The organism is Methylobacterium sp. E-012, from assembly GCF_057836545.1.
The window spans coordinates 4,940,868-4,956,932 of the sequence record NZ_JBYQEY010000001.1; the positions used below are offsets into that span (position 1 = coordinate 4,940,868).

Consider the following 16,065-nt stretch of genomic DNA (forward strand, 5'->3'; position numbering starts at 1 on the left):
GAGCCGATCAGGCGTCGAGCGGGGCGCCGATCCGGGCACGCAGGCGCAGGCGCAGGGCCTCGTTTCCGCCCTCGGCCTGGAGCGCTGACATCAGGCGCAGCAGGTGGCTGAGCGGGGTCGACCGGCACGCGATGGCGTCGGCGATCTGCTCCGGCAGCGGTTTGGCGGCGGGAATGAAACGCGCCGCCGGCTCGGCCTGATGGGTCTGGGGCATGCGAGGCGCTCGTCCTTCGAAAGGATCCAGATTGGCGGCCGGGTCGCTACGCCTTTCCCCCGCGCCGCACCAGCCCTTTTCGCCGTTTTACGTAGCCGGCATCGGTCTGAGTCACCGCACGGCAACAGCCCGAACGAAAGCTGTGGATGCTTTCGATCCCTAGGGTCGGCGCTCAGCGGGTGGCGAGGGGTGAGCGCGCGAATCCGTCGAGCAGATCTTGCGGGTCGCGGAAGATCGCCACGCAGCCGGCGGCGGAGAGGTCGGCCTCCGGAAAGCCGCCGCAGAGCAGGCCGATGGTGCGCAAGCCCGCTTTCGAGGCGGCCTCGGCATCGTAGGGCGTGTCGCCGATCACGTGGATCGTGTCGGACGCTGTCGCGCCGAGCTTCGTCAGGGCGGCCTGGAAGATGTCGGGATGCGGCTTCGAGCGTTCGGCGTCGTCGGAGCTGGTCGATACGTCGACGAGGTCGCCGATCTTCAGGATGTCCGTGTAGCGCTCGACCTCCGCGCGCTTGCCCGAGGACGCCAGCGCGATCGTGAGGCCGTCCGCGCGGATCCGCTCGAACAGGGGGCGGACGCTCGGGAAGGGCCGGACCTCCGGCAGATAGCTGCGCTTGAACAGATCGGACCGATAGGCTTCGATCGCCTCGCCCTCCCGCTCGATCCGATCCTGCGACAGGAAGACCGGCATCAGCTCGTCGCCGCCCTTGCCGATCTGGCTCCGGACCCGCGCCTGATCGGTCTCGACCCCGAAATGCGCGAGGGCCTCGACCCAGGCCCGGGCGTGCAGATCGACGCTGTCGAGCAGGGTCCCGTCGATGTCGAAGATCGCCGCGCGCATGGCCGCCTCATCGCGGCGCATGGTGCCCGCTTCCGGCCCGTCAACAGGGGCGACCGGCGACCCGTTCCGTCGGCCGGCGCCGGAACGGCAGAAGCCCGCCCCCTGTAGGGGAGCGGGCTTCGGACGTCAGCCTGGCGCCGGTGCGCGGGCGTGTCAGTGCATGGAGGCCGGGGCGCGGGCGGGCTTCGCCTTCGCGGTCAGGGCGGCGTTCGCCGCAGCCTTGGGGGCCCGGACGGCCTTCGGGGCCGCAGGCTTGGCAATCACTGCCTTCGGGGCAGCAGGCTTGGGTGCAGCAGCCTTCGGAGCAGCGGCCTTCTGAGCGATGCTCTTGGGCGCCGCGACCTTCGCCGGCGCTTTCGCGGCGGCCTTCGGGGCCGGGACGGCTGCGCCGGCCGCCAGCGTGGCGTTGGCGCGCAGCTCGATTTCTGCGCGGAGCCAGTGCGCCGCGGCCTGACCGTGAACGCGGCCCTCGTTCTCCCAGATAAAGTAGGCGCACTCGCGCACCTGATGCTCGCTGATCTGCATGCCGTCGATCTCCTGTCCGTCCCGTGAGAGACGATGGGAGGGCGTGGTTAAAGGGCCGTTAATCCTGCCCTCGGCGGGGCGGGCCGAGTGTCGCGCGCGAGGTCCGCGCGGCGAACGCCGCGATCGCGCGGCGGGTCTCCCCGACGACGCCGTCGTTCCTCGATCAAAACTATCGGTGCGGCGGATCACCTGCCGGCAAAGCGGGACGCGACAATGCGAAAGTCGCCTATTCGGTCAGCCCCAGAACGCGTCGTGCCTCCGCCAGCAGGACGGCATGCCGCTCCGCCCCGGATCCCGCGTCCGGTGCGTTGCGGCTGGCCTGATCGATGAGGCCTCGGAAGCGGCGACGGTCCAGGCCCCAGGCGCGCAGGCTGGCGAGGACCGCTCCGAGCACGGTCCGGACGGCATCCGCACGCGCCTCGGCCCGGGCGACGGCCTCCAGGGACGTGGCTGCCGCTTGTGCCGCGTCAAGCTGGCGCGCCAGGTCGGCCTCCCGGGCCCAGGCGTCCGCGCGCTCCGCCGTCCGGGCGACCTCCCCGGACCGCGCGGCGTCGAGCTCGGCCGCGGCGCGCTGTCCGGCCTGCCAAGCCTGGTCGTACTGGTGCGTACGCAGGGCGAGCAGGACCTTGAGGGATGCCGCTTCGGCCTGGGCCACCTCCAGCCTGGCCTGGGTCTCGCGCAGGTCCTTGAGCAGATCCTGCACGGACGTCTCATCCCCGGTCACGGTCACCGCCGGCTCCTCTGCGCCCCGAATCGGCACCTCACTCTCGCGCGCCGGGCGGAATGTCCACTCTCCAGACCCTCGGTCCAGGTTGAGAAAATCCGGTCGCCGGTCCACATGGAACGCAGCGCCCTGAGGGTGCCTGTCCCGGCCGGCCTTGAACCGGCGCAGCGGAGTGAGTCCACCATGTTCATCCAGACCGAAGCCACGCCGAACCCGGCGACCCTGAAGTTCCTCCCCGGGCGCGTGGTCCTGTCCGAATCGACCTTCGAGGCCCGGGACGCCGAGGCCGCCACCCGCTCGCCCCTCGCGGCGGCTCTGTTCGCGGTTCCGGGCGTGTCCGGCGTTTATTTCGGACACGATTTCATCTCCGTCACGAAGGCCGAGGACGGCTCCGATTGGGCGCAGGTCAAGCCCGCGGTGCTCGGCGCGATCATGGAGCATTTCCAGTCCGGCGCGCCCGTGATGGCCGAGGGCGGCCACGACGAGGCCGAGGCGGGCGACGAGTTCTACGACGAGGCCGACCACGACACCGTGGTGACCATCAAGGACCTGCTCGAGACCCGCGTGCGGCCGGCCGTGGCCGGCGACGGCGGCGACATCACCTTCCGCGGCTACAAGGAAGGCGTGGTCTACCTGGAGATGAAGGGTGCCTGCTCGGGCTGCCCGTCCTCGACCGCGACGCTGCGGCACGGCGTGCAGAACCTCTTCAAGCACTTCCTCCCGGAGGTGCGCGAGGTCCAGGCGATCTGAGGCCCATCCGGGCCTTCGCGCCGTCCAGCTCCGGGATCGCCGGCCTCCGGGCCGGCGGTGGTCCGGGACCGGCGCAAGCCGGCAACACTCCGCGGGCGATGCGCGTGACCGGCCCGCCCCGGCGCTGACGAAGCGGCGGATTTGCTCTATCGCTGGCGGCTCTTCGTGCCGTCCACGGCCGGAGGGAGGCGACGGCGGCCCGGACCGGCCGCGGGAGTGAGCGTGCGTATTCTTGCTATCGACACGGCGCTGGATACCTGCGCCGCCTGCGTCGCGGACGAGGATGCCGAAGCGCCCCTCTCAACCGAGTCGCTCCCGATGGCGCGCGGCCATGCCGAATCGCTGCTGCCGCTGATCGAGCGGGTCATTGCCCGAGTGGAGGGCGGTTTCGCGGCGCTCGACCGCATCGCCGTGACGGTCGGGCCCGGCAGCTATACCGGCCTGCGCGTCGGTCTCTCGGCGGCCCGCGCCATCGGTTTGGCCACCGGCAAGCCCGTGGTCGGCGTCGGGACCCTCTCGGCGCTGCTCACCTCCCTGCTGGCCGATACCGTCGAGGGGTCGATCGCGGCGGCGATCGATGCCCGGCACGGCGCGATCTACCTCCACGCCCTGGGTCCCGGCGACGGCATCGCCCCGGCGCATCTCAGCATCGAAACAGCCGCCGAGCGACTGGTGGGCCGCGGGCCCGTGGCGATCGCCGGTTCGGGCGCGCCGCTGCTGGCGGCGGCGCTGACGGCGCGCGGCGTGCGCGCGCAGGTCGCCGGCGTCTCGGGACCGGACATCGCCTCGGTGGCATCCCTCGGCTTCCTGGCGGATCCGGTCCAGGCCTTGCCCCGTCCGATGTACCTGCGCGGCCCCGATGCGCGGCCCCAGGACCATGCGCGGATCGCCCGGCGATGACGCGTCCCCTGCCCTTCTGGCCGTTCGACTGGTGGTTCGCGTGGTGGGACGCGCTGACCCCCGAGCCCTATGTCGCGCCGCTCGCCGACGCCGCGCAGGCCCCGGCCCTCGCCCGCCTGCACGCCACCGCCTTCGCGCGCCCCTGGGAGGCCCACGAATTCGAGCGGATGCTCTGCGAGCGCTCGACGCAGGCGCATGGCCTGTGGCGGGCGGGGGCGCTCCAGGGCTTCGTGCTTTCGCGCCGGGCGGCCGACGAAGCCGAGATCCTGACGGTCGTGCTGTCGCCCGCGCTCCGCGGCGGCGGCCACAGCCGGCGGCTCCTGCGCGAGCACCTGTCGAGCCTCGCGCTGGCGGGGGTCGCCCGGGTGCATCTGGAGGTGGACGAGGGCAACGCGCCGGCGCTGCGCCTCTATGCCCGTCACGGGTTCCGCCAGGTGGGGGCACGCACGGGCTACTACCTCAAGGCCGACGGCAGCCGGGCGACCGCGCTGACGATGAGCGCCGATCTGTGACGCCGTGAGCCGGTTCGGCGTCGCGTATCGGGTCGCGGCCCTGGCCCTCGCCCTCGCGATCCTGGCGCCGTCGCATTGGATCGCGCTGCGGTTGCTCGGCCGCCGGGCTACCCTGGCGCCGCTCCTGTTCCACCGCGTCTTCCTGCGCCTTTTCGCGGTGCGCGTAACGCAGACCGGCACGCCGCCCGCCCCCGGCGAGGCGGCTCTCATCCTCGCCAACCACGTCTCCTGGCTCGACATCATCGTGATCGGCGCCCTCCGCCCGCTCTCCTTCGTGGCGAAGTCGGAGATTGCCGGCTGGCCGGTGATCGGGATCCTGGCCGGGCTGCAGCGCACGATCTTCATCGACCGGCAACGGCGCGGGGCGACCGCCACGGTCAGCGCCGCAATGGGGCATCGTCTGGCCGAGGGTGAACTCGTCGTTCTGTTCGCGGAAGGCACAACCGGCGACGGCACCCGGCTCCTTCCGTTCCGCTCGTCGCTGGTCGGTGCCGCCCGCACGGCGCTGCAGGGGGAGGCCGAGCGCGGCCGCGTCCGCCTCCAGCCCCTGGCCATCGCCTATCCCCGGCGCAACGGCCTGCCGGTGGTGCGTTCCGAGCGCGCCGAGATCGCCTGGTACGGCGACATGGACTTGGCCCCGCACCTCGCCGCCTTCGTGCAGGGCGGCCCGATCGACGTGCACGTGACCTGGTGCGCGCCGATCGCCTTCGAGGTGGGTACCGACCGGAAGGCCGTCACGGCGGCCGCGGAGGCCGAGGTCCGAGCCGCCCTGCGGGGCGTCGTCACGGGGCGTGAGGACAGCGGCGCTTCGGCGGCAGCGCGGCTGGTACCGCCCGAGGTCGGCCTCCGCGAGCCGGAGGTCGCGGCCGTCTGACCGACGGGCCGTCTCCGTGCGGGCCGACCGATCCACGGATCGGAATTTGACTCATCGCCGGCTGTCAGGAGCGACGATTCCCGCGGAGGCGTGACGGGGGGAGTGTCCCGGTCGCGCGCGCCACCGAACCGGCCTGCTCCCCGGCAGCGATCGCCCGGACCGCCCTCACGACCGCTGTGGGCGCGGCATCGCCAGTTCGATGCCGCTGGCGTCCTTACCGGCTTCGCAATGCGGGGGTCCGAGACGGACGACGCCATGCGGCGCGGACCAGACCGCGTGCGTCGGGTCCCGCCCCTCATCGAAATAGCACGCCTTCACGCGCGATCCGTCCGGCGTGATGTAGACCGCCCATTGATGCGGGCCGCAGCCATGCGTCTCGCAACCGGAGACGATCACGTAGTCTCCGATCCTGGAGATTGACGGGTCATTCTGAGGCACCTTCCGTCCCTGTATCCACGCCCGGGCGACCGGATCCGCGACGGCCGCGCGGGTTGCATCCAGGAACTTCGGATGGTGCAGGATGTCGACGCCCCCGATTTTGTCCGCGCCCCTCTTGCCAGCATACAGGGTCAGATCGTCGGTCTGCGTTCTGCGGCTCTCAGTGGCCGACGTATCGCTATTGACAAGCAATATTATAGCGCAAGACAATGATAATGCTACGTTGAATAGAAATTATACCGATTTTTTGCCAAAAAGAATCATGGCGATGGCGTCCATGTTCGAGGGCCAGCGGCACTTTGTCTACGGTGATCGGGATGACGGGCGGATGAATGCTTTCGACGCACAACCGTCAGGCCCGGTCGATTCCGCGTGTCTTCGCGGCCCGCAGGATCGACAAGGTCTCGATCGCCGCCGTCAGACCTGGATCCGTCTCTGCGTATATTTCGGCGGAAATGGCGGAGAATACATGATTCATCTCCGTTGAGCGCTCCGAAGCGCTCTGCTAGCTAGGCCGGAACCCGTATCAGTCGGGATTATGGGAGGACGCCCGTTGCAAACCTGGAATCAGGTTTACGATCCGTTTGGGAGCGCCTGGCTCTCGACGATCGCCGCCTCAGTGCCGGTCATCGCACTGCTCGCCATGATCGCCAGCGGGCGTGTGAAGGCCCATCTCGCGGCCGTCATCGCCCTCGGCCTCGCCATGCTGGTGGCCATCGTCGGCTTCGGCATGCCCACGGGGCTCGCCACCCGGGCGGCGATCCTCGGGATGGTCACCGGCTTCTTCCCGATCGGCTGGATCATCCTCAACGTCATCTTCCTCTACCGGCTCACGGTGGAGAAGGGCTGGTTCTCCGTGCTCCAGCAATCGGTGGCGGGCATCACCGCCGATCGGCGGTTGCAGCTGCTCCTGGTGGCCTTCGCGTTCGGCGCCTTCTTCGAGGGCGCGGGCGGGTTCGGCACCCCGGTCGCCGTCACCGGCGCGATCCTGATCGGCCTCGGCTTCTCGCCGCTGGCCGCCTCGGGCCTGTCGCTGATCGCCAACACCGCCCCCGTCGCCTTCGGGGCGCTCGGCGCGCCGATCCAGGGTCTTGCCTCGGTCACCGGCTACGCGCCGGAGATCCTCGGCGCGATGATCGGCCGGCAGCTGCCGCTGTTCTCGCTGATCGTGCCCTTCTGGCTGATCTGGGTGTTCGCCGGCTTCCGCGGCATGATCCGCGTGTGGCCGCCGATTCTGGTCTGCGGCGCCTCCTTCGCGGTCGCGCAGTTCCTGATCTCGAACTACGTCAATCCGTGGATCGTCGACATCGGGGCATCGCTCGCCTCAATGCTCGCCCTGGTGCTGTTCCTGAAGGTCTGGCAGCCCCGGGAGATCTGGACGTCGCCGGCCCTGCGCGGGCACGACCCGTCGCTCGCCGTGGCGGGCCCGCGCCCGGTGGCGGTCGGCGCCGGCGTTCCGGGGGCGCCCCCGGTCCATACCGGCGCGCGCACCGCCTCGCAGGGCGAGATCCTGATGGCCTGGCTGCCGTGGATCATCCTCTCGATCATCGTGGCGATCTGGGGGACCGGCTGGTTCAAGGGCATCGTGAATCCGCTCTTCACCTGGAAGTACGAGGTGCCGGGCCTGCACAACATGATCATGAAGGTGCCGCCGGTGGTGCCGAAGCCGGCACCCGAGGGCGCGGTCTTCCTGTTCACCTACATGTCCTTCACCGGGACGGGGGTGCTCATCGCGGCGCTGATCTCCGGATTGATCATGCGGTTCTCGCCGCTGCGCCTCGTGACCGCCTATTTCGAGACGATCTGGGCGCTGCGGTATTCGCTGATCACCATCGCGGCGATGCTCGCGCTCGGCGTTCTCACCCGCTACGCGGGCGTCGACGCCACGCTCGGCCTCGCCTTCGCGGGAACCGGCATCCTCTACCCGTTCTTCGGGACGCTGCTGGGCTGGCTCGGCGTGGCGCTGACCGGATCCGATACGGCTTCGAACGTCCTGTTCGGCAGCCTGCAGCGGATCACCTCCGAGCAGCTCGGCCTGCCCGGCGTGCTGATGGCGGCGGCGAACTCGTCGGGCGGCGTGATGGGCAAGATGATCGACGCCCAGTCGATCGTCGTCGCCTCCACGGCCACCGGCTATTTCGGCCAGGAGGGCAAGATCCTGCGCTTCGTGTTCTGGCACTCGGTGGCGCTCGCCTGCTTGGTCGGCTGCTTCGTGATGCTGCAGGCCTACGTGCCGTTCTTTCAGCACATGGTGATCGACCTGCCCGCGGCGGCGCCGGCTGCCCACTGAGGCCGATTCTCTCCGCTGCACCCAATGGCCGGCCGCCCTCGGGCGGCCGGTCGCGTTTCGGGTGTCGCGACGGCCCGCGCGATCCGTGCTACAGGCCGCAGGCCGGATCCTGCGGGGCCGGCGCAGGGATCACGTGGACGGGTTCGGGACGGCGCGCGTTGAAGAAGGCCTACGTCAAATCCTACGGGTGCCAGATGAACGCCTACGACGCGGCCCGCATGGCCGACGTCCTGGGGGCCGAGGGCTACGCGCCGACCGATTCGGTCGAGGAGGCCGACGTCGTCGTCCTCAACACCTGTCACATCCGCGAGAAGGCCGCCGAGAAGGTCTATTCCGAACTCGGCCGCCTGCGCGTCCTGAAGGGTGAGCGCAAGGCGCAGGGGCTCGACACCCGCATCGTGGTGGCCGGCTGCGTCGCCCAGGCCGAGGGCGCCGAGATCCAGGCCCGCCAACCGGCCGTCGACGTAGTGGTCGGCCCGCAGAGCTATCACCGTCTGCCGGACCTGCTGGCCCGCTCCCGGGAGCGGCGCGTGGTCGATACCGAGTTCCCCATCGACGACAAGTTCGATCACCTGCCCCGGCGCCGCACCGTCGGGGCGTCGGCCTTCCTCACCGTTCAGGAGGGCTGTGACAAGTTCTGCGCCTTTTGCGTGGTGCCCTACACCCGCGGCGCCGAGGTCTCGCGGCCGGTGGCGGCGGTGCTGGCCGAGGCCGAGCGGCTGGCCGAAGGCGGCGTCCGCGAGGTCACGCTGATCGGTCAGAACGTCAACGCCTATCACGGCGCCGGCGCCGACGGGGCGCCGGTGGGCCTCGCCGAACTGGTCCGGGCGGTGGCACGGATCCCGGGCATCGTCCGGATCCGCTACACCACGAGCCACCCGAACGATTTCGACGACGCGCTGATCCGGGCCCATGCCGAGGTTCCGGCCCTGATGCCCTACCTGCACTTGCCGGTGCAGTCGGGCGCGGACCGGATCCTCGCCGCTATGAACCGCAAGCATACCGGCGACCAGTACCGGCGCCTGATCGACCGCGTCCGCGCGGCGCGGCCCGACATCGCCCTCTCCTCGGACTTCATCGTCGGCTTCCCCGGCGAGACCGACGCGGATTTCGCCGAGACCCTGCGGCTCGTGCGCGAGATCGGCTTCGAGAGCGCGTACTCGTTCAAGTACAGCCCCCGCCCCGGGACCCCGGCGGCCGAGCGGGGCGATCAGGTGCCCGAACCCGTCATGGCGGCGCGGCTGGCCGAACTCCAGGCGCTGCTCGACGGCCAGCGCTATGCCTACCAGCGGGCCGCGGCGGGCCGGGTCTTCGACGTCCTGGTGGAGAAGCCCGGCCGGCATCCGGGTCAGGTGGCGGGCAAGACGCCGCACCTGCTCGCCGTCCAGTTCGACGCCGCGGCTCACCATATCGGAACTGTGGTTCCGGTGCGGATCACCGAGGCGGGCACCAACAGCCTGTTCGGACAGCTGATCTCCGCGGCCGCGGCCGCCTGAGGATGGACGAGGATGACGGCTTGAGCGCTTCGGACGGGGCGGGCGCGCGGGGCGCTCTTCGGGGACGCGGTCCAGCGACGCGGCCGTCGGGTTCGGACGAGCCCGTCGAGGTGCAGCTGACCTTCGACGACAACCGCCTCGCGAGCCTCGTCTTCGGTCAATACGATCAGAACGTGGCCCATCTCGAGCGGCGGCTCGACGTCACTGCGACGGCGCTCGGCAATCATCTCGTGATCAAGGGCTCTCCGGCGGCGACGGAGACCGCCCGCCGGGTGTTCCAGAAGCTCTATGCGCGGGTACGCACCGGCGGCAGCACGCTGACCCTGGGCGATGTGGACGGCGCCATCCGCGAGGCCTCCGCGCAGGCGACCCTGTTCCCGGCCGAGGCGATCACGGCTGAAGCCGACAAGCCGCATTTCGAGCAGATCGCAACCCGCAAGCGCGGCGCCGTGCGGGCGCGCAACCCGGCGCAGGACGCCTACATCAAGCTCCTGCGCACCAACGAGCTGGTCTTCGCCGAGGGACCGGCCGGCACCGGTAAGACCTGGCTGGCCGTCGGCCACGCGGTGTCGCTGCTGGAGCAGGGCCATGCCGAGCGGCTGATCCTGTCGCGTCCGGCGGTGGAGGCCGGCGAGCGCCTGGGCTTCCTGCCCGGCGACATGCGCGAGAAGGTCGATCCGTATCTGCGCCCGATCTACGACGCCCTCTACGACTTCATGGAGGCGCGCCACGTCGACCGCGGCTTGCAGACCGGTACGATCGAGATCGCGCCGCTGGCCTTCATGCGCGGGCGGACCCTGACCAACGCCGTGGTGCTCCTCGACGAGGCGCAGAACACCACCTCCATGCAGATGAAGATGTTCCTCACCCGCCTCGGCGAGGGATCGCGCATGATCATCACCGGCGATCCGAGCCAGATCGACCTGCCGCCGGGGCAGAAGTCGGGCCTGGTGGAGGCGGTGAAGGTGCTGGACGGAGTCGAGGGAATCGGGCGGGTGACGTTCAAGGACGTCGATGTGGTGCGCCACGACCTCGTGCGCCGGATCGTCACCGCCTACGAGCGCGCCGCCCACGGGGTGGACGAGGCCGACCGCAACCCGAACCCCCGGCGCCGGCCGCTGGGGTGACCATGCCGAACGAAATCGACCTCGCCGTCGAGGATGCGCGCTGGGAAGCCGCCGTCCCCGACCTCGAATCGCTCGTCACCCGCGCCGTAGAGGCCGGGCTCGCCGTCGCCCCCGGGAGGCCGGACGGCCCGGTCGAAGTCAGCGTCCTGCTGACGGACGACGCCGCCGTGCGGGAACTCAACCGGACCTGGCGCGGCAAGGACAAGCCCACCAACGTCCTGTCCTTCCCGGCAGCCCCGCAACCGCTTCATGCCGGGTCCGCGCGTCCGCTCGGCGATGTGGTCCTTGCGTACGAGACCCTGGTGCGCGAAAGTGCGGAGCAGTCGAAGCCGCTCCAGAATCATCTCGCCCACCTCCTCGTCCATGGCACCCTGCATTGTCTCGGTCAGGACCACGAGACCGGCGAGGCCGAGGCCGACGCCATGGAGGCCCTCGAGGTCGCGGCGCTCGCGACCCTCGGCATCCCGGACCCCTACGCCTGAGCGCGCGACGCCCGAACGACCCCAGACCCGAGAGACATGAGCAACGATCGAAGTCGCGGCGCGGCCCTGGCCGCGCCCAGTTCCACCGAGGGTGAATCCCAGAACCGGGAGCCCTGGTACGACCGCCTGCTCCAGGCGCTCCACCTCAAGCCGCGCGATTCGCTGCGCGAGGGGCTCGAGGAAGCGCTGGCGGAGCCGGATGCCGGCGAGAGCGGCCTCACCCCGCTCGAGCGCATCATGCTCAAGAACGTCCTCGGCCTGCACAAGGTGCGCGTCGACGACGTGATGGTCCCCCGGGCCGATATCATGGCGGTCTCCAACGAGACGAGCCTCGGCGACCTGCTCAAGCTGTTCCGCACGGCCGGGCATTCGCGCCTGCCGGTCTACGGCGAGACCCTCGACGACCCCCGCGGCATGGTCCACATCCGCGACCTCGTGGACCACATCGCCGCGAAGGCCGAGCCGTCCCGGCGCAGCGTCGCGGCGGCGGCGAAGCCCTCGGCGCCGGTCGTCGAGGTCGAGGCCGGCGAGCCCCCGCCCCCGCCCCCGCGGATCCGCCGGCCGGTCCCCCGGGTCCCGCGCGGCCTCGACCTCGGCAAGGTCGATCTGACGACCACCCTGGCGGCCGCGCGCATCCAGCGGCCCGTGCTGTTCGTCCCCCCCTCCATGCCGGCGATCGACCTGCTGGTCCGGATGCAGGCCACGCGTACCCACATGGCGCTGGTCATCGACGAGTATGGCGGCACCGACGGGCTGATCTCCATCGAGGACCTGATCGAGGTGGTGGTCGGCGACATCGAGGACGAGCACGACGTCGCGGAGGACAAGCATGTCCAGCGCGTCGACGGCGAGGGCGAGGTCTTCGTGGCAGATGCCCGGACGCCCCTGGCGGAGGTCTCCGAGGCGACCGGCGTGGATCTGGTGGCGGCGGTCGGCGAGATGGCCGAGGAGATCGACACCCTGGGCGGCATGATCGTGACGCTGGCCGGACGGGTCCCCTCCCGCGGAGAGCTGATCGCCGGGCCCGGCGACCTCGAATTCGAGGTGCTGGATGCCGATCCGCGGCGCCTGAAGCGGCTGCGTTTCCACAAGGGCGCCACCCGGATTGGAAATGTCGTTCCCCTCGCCCTGCCCCCGCCCTCCAGCCCGCCGGCCCCCGAGACGTCGCACCCGTGACGGTCCAGGCGTGACGCGCACGGCGGCGGGGTCCGCCCGGGTAGCACCGGCATCGGGCACCGAGAACGTCCCGGCGCCCGGATTCGTCCGGGCGATCAGGCGCCTGACCGGCTGGCGCCGCCTCGGGCTGGCTTGGCTCGTGGGCGCCGTCGCGGCTTTGGCGATGCCGCCCTTCGGTATGCTTCCGGCGCTCGCCGTGTCCCTGTCGGCGGCAACGTGGCTTCTGGACGGGGCCGCTTCCGACCGGACCACCCTGCGACGGTTCTGGCCCTGCTTCCTGATCGGCTGGGCCTGGGGCTTCGGTTATCTCACCGCCGGCCTGTGGTGGCTGGGCCAGGCCTTCCTGGTGGAGGCCGACGCGTTCCTGTGGGCGCTGCCGCTCGGCGTCATCGGCCTGCCCTTCGGGCTCGGCCTGTTCTATGGGGCCGGCTTCGGCGCCGCCGGCCTGATGTGGCGCCGCGGGCCGGGGCGGATCGCCGCCCTCGCCTTCGGGATCGGGGCCGCGGAATGGCTGCGCGGCCACCTGTTCACCGGCTTCCCGTGGAACACGCTGGGCATGGCGCTCGCCCAGAACCTCTGGCTGATGCAATGGGGCGCCGCGATCGGCCTCTATGGCCTCACCGTGCTGGCGGTGCTGATCTGCGCGGCCCCGGCGACGCTGGCCACCGGTACCCGCCCGCGCAGCCTCTTCGGTCCGAGCGCCGCGGCCGCGATCGTCCTGATCGGCATGGCCCTCTACGGCGCCGTCCGTCTCGGGCCGCCCGATCCGGTGGTGGCGGGCGTCCGGCTGCGCCTCGTTCAGCCGAACCTGCCGCAGGATGCCAAGTTCAGGCCCGAGAACCGTACCGACATCGTCGACCGTTACATCGAGCTGAGCCAGCGCCCGGTGGAGGCCGGCGAGCCGGAGCCGACCCACATCGTCTGGCCCGAATCCGCCTTCCCGTTCCTGATCCAGCGCGATCCCGACGCCCTGGCGAAGGTGGCGGCCGGCCTCAAGCCGGGGCAACACCTGATCACCGGCGCGGCCCGGGCCGAGGAGCCGCTGCCCGGCGAGCGCCTGCGCTACTTCAACGCCGTCCTGGTGATCGGTCCCGACGGGACGATCTCCGACAGCTACGACAAGGTTCACCTCGTCCCGTTCGGCGAGTACCTGCCCGCACCCCTCGACGCCGCGTTGCGGGCGCTGGGCCTGCGCCAGTTCGTGGCGATCCCGGGCGGCTTCTCGGCGGGGGCGCGCGCGGCCCAGCGGATCCTGGCGGTCCCGGGTCTGCCGCCGGTTGTGGCCACGATCTGCTACGAGGCGATCTTCCCCGGCGCCATCCTGCCGGCGGGCCACGTCGCGCCGTCGGATCGGCCGCCCGGGCTGATCCTGAACGTCACCAACGACGCGTGGTTCGGCGACACCCCGGGCCCGCGCCAGCACTTGGCGCAGGCGCGCCTGCGGGCCGTCGAGGAGGGGCTGCCCATGGTCCGGGACGCCAATACCGGGATCTCCGCGGTGATCGATCCGCATGGCCGGATCGTCGCCCGCACGCCGCTCGACCAGGAGACCTGGCTCGATGCCGACCTGCCCGCTCGCATCGTCGGCGGCACCCTGTACGGCCGTTTCGGCGACGCCGCCTTCGCGCTGATGCTCGCCGCCTGTCTCGGCGGGGCCCTGCGCGCGGGACGCCGGACATGAGCGCGGACCCGGCCGCCCCCCGCCGGATCCTGCTCGCCCTCGCCCTGATGCTGGTCGCGTTCAACCTGCGGCCGGCCCTGAGTTCGGTCGGTCCCCTGCTGGCGACCATCCGGGACGGGACCGGCCTCGGCGCCGGCGGGGCCGCGATCCTCACGACCCTGCCGGTCCTGTGCCTCGGCATCGCCTGCGCCCTGGCGGCGCCACTAATCCGCCGGATCGGACCCGATCTGGCCGTGCTTCTAGGGTCCACCATCCTGGCGGCCGGCTTGGCGCTGCGCGGCCTCGGCGGCCTCGTCCCGCTCTTCGCCGGGACGGCGCTCGCCGCCATCGGCATCGGGCTCGACAACGTCCTGTTGCCCGCCCTGGTGAAGCGCGATTTCGCCGCCAGCGGCGGTCTGATGACCGGGCTCTACACCATGACGCTCTGCCTCGGCGCCGCCGCCGGGGCCGGCGCGTCGGTGCCGGTCGAGCATGCCCTCGGGGGCGGATGGCCGTCGGCCCTGGCGGTCTGGGCGCTGCCGGCGCTGGTCTCCGCCTTCCTCTGGATCCCGTTCGCCCGCCGGACCCATGCGAGCGCGGCGCCCTCGGCCGGGCGGTTTCTGCGCAACCCCCTGGCCTGGTGGGTGACGGGCTTCATGGGCCTGCAATCGTCGCTCGCCTACATCCTGTTCGGCTGGCTGCCGCTGCTGCTCCAGGGGCGGGGCCTGTCACCGCTCGAGGCCGGCCTCTACGCGTCGCTCACCACGCTGGTCCAGGCGCCCGGCGCCCTCCTGACGGCGATGCTGGCCGCCCGCGCCCGCGACCAGCGGGGGTGGATCGTCGCGATCGCTGGGCTGACCGCGGCCGCCTTCCTGGTCCTGGCCTTCGGGTCGGCCTCCCTGCGGATCCCGGCCGCCTGCGCGCTCGGCTTCGGCATCGGCGGCTGTTTCGGCCTCGGGCTCACGCTGATCGTGCTCCGCGCGGCGGATGCCGCGAGCGCCGCGGGCCTGTCGGCCATGGCGCAGGGCATCGGTTACGCGGGCGCCTGCCTCGGCCCGCTGGCGTTCGGCCTCGCCCACGAGGCCACGGGGGGCTGGGCGGTGCCCGGTACCCTGTTCGTGGGCATCGCGACCGCCGCGATCCTGTTCGGCCTCGCCGCCGGCCGCGACCGCAAGGTCAGCGCCGTAGCGCCGGACCCGCGCGGACCTGCCGCTCAGCCGCTGGGCGCGTTCCAGACGTCAGGCCCGGCGAGCGGGTCCTGATCGTCGGGCACCCTGACGGCGCTCCTCGTGGCGCGATCCGAGGGGCGAGCTCCCGCTCCCGGACATGCCATGGCGACGCAGCATCCCTAGAGACGCTGCGCCGCCTCGCAATACTCAGCGTTTTGTTGCCACGGTAAGCCGCCAACCATGCGGTGCCGGTGCCGTCGAGAGGTGAGACACCCAGCGTGCCCCTCAGCGACGCTCCAAAAACGCCCTTGACGAGAGTTCCCCACGGCATTCGATTACTCCGAGTATTTCGCGCCGTCGGCCGGTCGGCGTGACTGCGTCGGGCATCGGAGAATCGGAATGACGGGCATCGACACGGCGAGGATCCCGCGGATATCGGTGGCGCTGCTCGCGCTGGCTCTGATGACGGCGAAGGCTGAGGCGCGCGGGTTCGGCGGCGGGTTCCATGGCGGCATGATCGGGCCCCGGGTCGGCGCCTGGGGGCGGCCGGTTGGGCCAATCCACCCAGGCTTCGCCTTCCGGCCCCACGTCTCTCATCCGTGGCGTCATGGCCCCTGGGGCTACGTGTACGGGCTCGGAGGCTTGGGCCTGGGCCTCGGCTACGGCGGCCTGTTCGGCGGGTACGGCTATCCCTGGTACGACGATGTCTACGTCTACAGGCCGCCCATCGATCGTCCTCCGGTCGAGGTGATCGTCGAGACCGAAGAACCCGCGCCGGATGAGCCTGCCGCCGTCGCGGCCTGCGCGCATCGGTTCAAGACCTACGATCCGGCGAGCTGGACCTATGTCGGCAAAGGCTATGTGCGCCGCCACTGCCCTTGAAGGGGCAT

At 71.2% G+C, this 16,065-nt stretch carries 17 protein-coding genes; 12 read left to right on the forward strand and 5 right to left on the reverse strand.

Annotated elements, in window-relative coordinates; genetic code table 11:
- Positions 1–7: 7 nt before the first annotated feature.
- From AC3IF1_RS23570 to AC3IF1_RS23585, 4 genes are all read right to left on the reverse strand, one after another.
- The gene (locus AC3IF1_RS23570) at positions 8–214 is read right to left on the reverse strand and encodes a hypothetical protein (RefSeq protein ID WP_243973531.1); all 207 of its coding nucleotides are present in this window, start codon (positions 212–214) and stop codon (positions 8–10) included.
- A gap of 172 nt (positions 215–386) precedes the next feature.
- Positions 387–1,052: an HAD family hydrolase gene (locus AC3IF1_RS23575; protein ID WP_489220455.1), complete on the reverse strand. Its 666-nt coding sequence runs from the start codon at positions 1,050–1,052 to the stop codon at positions 387–389.
- Positions 1,053–1,205: 153 nt separating this feature from the next.
- Positions 1,206–1,577, reverse strand: a complete 372-nt coding sequence (locus AC3IF1_RS23580; RefSeq protein ID WP_489219571.1) for a DUF2934 domain-containing protein — start codon at positions 1,575–1,577, stop codon at positions 1,206–1,208.
- A 226-nt stretch (positions 1,578–1,803) separates the two neighbouring features.
- Positions 1,804–2,337, reverse strand: coding sequence for an atp-dependent helicase (locus AC3IF1_RS23585; RefSeq protein WP_489219572.1), 534 nt, complete (start codon positions 2,335–2,337; stop codon positions 1,804–1,806).
- 147 nt (positions 2,338–2,484) lie between these two features.
- On the opposite strand from AC3IF1_RS23585, the gene AC3IF1_RS23590 reads away from it, so the two are divergent.
- The 4 genes from AC3IF1_RS23590 (at position 2,485) to AC3IF1_RS23605 (ending at position 5,337) form a co-directional block, all read left to right on the forward strand.
- The gene (locus AC3IF1_RS23590) at positions 2,485–3,051 is read left to right on the forward strand and encodes a NifU family protein (protein WP_243973528.1); all 567 of its coding nucleotides are present in this window, start codon (positions 2,485–2,487) and stop codon (positions 3,049–3,051) included.
- Positions 3,052–3,273: 222 nt separating this feature from the next.
- Positions 3,274–3,951, forward strand: a complete 678-nt coding sequence (gene tsaB / locus AC3IF1_RS23595) for a tRNA (adenosine(37)-N6)-threonylcarbamoyltransferase complex dimerization subunit type 1 TsaB (protein ID WP_489219573.1) — start codon at positions 3,274–3,276, stop codon at positions 3,949–3,951.
- Complete coding sequence (locus AC3IF1_RS23600; protein ID WP_489219574.1) at positions 3,948–4,463, forward strand: GNAT family N-acetyltransferase; 516 nt, start codon at positions 3,948–3,950, stop codon at positions 4,461–4,463. The genes tsaB and AC3IF1_RS23600 overlap by 4 nt, the downstream gene beginning before the upstream one ends.
- Before the next feature lie 4 nt (positions 4,464–4,467).
- The gene (locus AC3IF1_RS23605) at positions 4,468–5,337 is read left to right on the forward strand and encodes a lysophospholipid acyltransferase family protein (RefSeq protein WP_489219575.1); all 870 of its coding nucleotides are present in this window, start codon (positions 4,468–4,470) and stop codon (positions 5,335–5,337) included.
- Positions 5,338–5,502: 165 nt separating this feature from the next.
- Here AC3IF1_RS23605 and AC3IF1_RS23610 read toward each other — a convergent pair whose 3' ends face one another.
- On the reverse strand, positions 5,503–5,967 hold the full coding sequence (locus AC3IF1_RS23610; RefSeq protein WP_489219576.1) for an Ivy family c-type lysozyme inhibitor: 465 nt from the start codon (positions 5,965–5,967) through the stop codon (positions 5,503–5,505).
- A 361-nt stretch (positions 5,968–6,328) separates the two neighbouring features.
- Between AC3IF1_RS23610 and AC3IF1_RS23615 the strand changes: the two genes are divergently transcribed.
- From AC3IF1_RS23615 to AC3IF1_RS23650, 8 genes are all read left to right on the forward strand, one after another.
- Positions 6,329–8,065: an L-lactate permease gene (locus tag AC3IF1_RS23615; protein WP_489219577.1), complete on the forward strand. Its 1,737-nt coding sequence runs from the start codon at positions 6,329–6,331 to the stop codon at positions 8,063–8,065.
- A 158-nt stretch (positions 8,066–8,223) separates the two neighbouring features.
- A complete protein-coding gene (miaB, locus tag AC3IF1_RS23620) occupies positions 8,224–9,561 on the forward strand; it encodes a tRNA (N6-isopentenyl adenosine(37)-C2)-methylthiotransferase MiaB (protein ID WP_489219579.1) in 1,338 nt (445 codons plus the stop codon).
- 2 nt (positions 9,562–9,563) lie between these two features.
- Positions 9,564–10,688, forward strand: a complete 1,125-nt coding sequence (locus AC3IF1_RS23625) for a PhoH family protein (protein ID WP_489219580.1) — start codon at positions 9,564–9,566, stop codon at positions 10,686–10,688.
- Between the two features lie 2 nt (positions 10,689–10,690).
- The gene (gene ybeY, locus AC3IF1_RS23630) at positions 10,691–11,170 is read left to right on the forward strand and encodes an rRNA maturation RNase YbeY (RefSeq protein ID WP_489219581.1); all 480 of its coding nucleotides are present in this window, start codon (positions 10,691–10,693) and stop codon (positions 11,168–11,170) included.
- A 36-nt stretch (positions 11,171–11,206) separates the two neighbouring features.
- Positions 11,207–12,346, forward strand: coding sequence for a hemolysin family protein (locus AC3IF1_RS23635; RefSeq protein ID WP_489219582.1), 1,140 nt, complete (start codon positions 11,207–11,209; stop codon positions 12,344–12,346).
- A gap of 10 nt (positions 12,347–12,356) precedes the next feature.
- Positions 12,357–14,027: an apolipoprotein N-acyltransferase gene (gene lnt / locus AC3IF1_RS23640; RefSeq protein ID WP_489219583.1), complete on the forward strand. Its 1,671-nt coding sequence runs from the start codon at positions 12,357–12,359 to the stop codon at positions 14,025–14,027.
- The gene (locus tag AC3IF1_RS23645) at positions 14,024–15,268 is read left to right on the forward strand and encodes an MFS transporter (RefSeq protein ID WP_489219584.1); all 1,245 of its coding nucleotides are present in this window, start codon (positions 14,024–14,026) and stop codon (positions 15,266–15,268) included. The genes lnt and AC3IF1_RS23645 overlap by 4 nt, the downstream gene beginning before the upstream one ends.
- 306 nt (positions 15,269–15,574) lie before the next feature.
- Complete coding sequence (locus AC3IF1_RS23650) at positions 15,575–16,057, forward strand: hypothetical protein (RefSeq protein WP_489219585.1); 483 nt, start codon at positions 15,575–15,577, stop codon at positions 16,055–16,057.
- Positions 16,058–16,065: the final 8 nt, after the last annotated feature.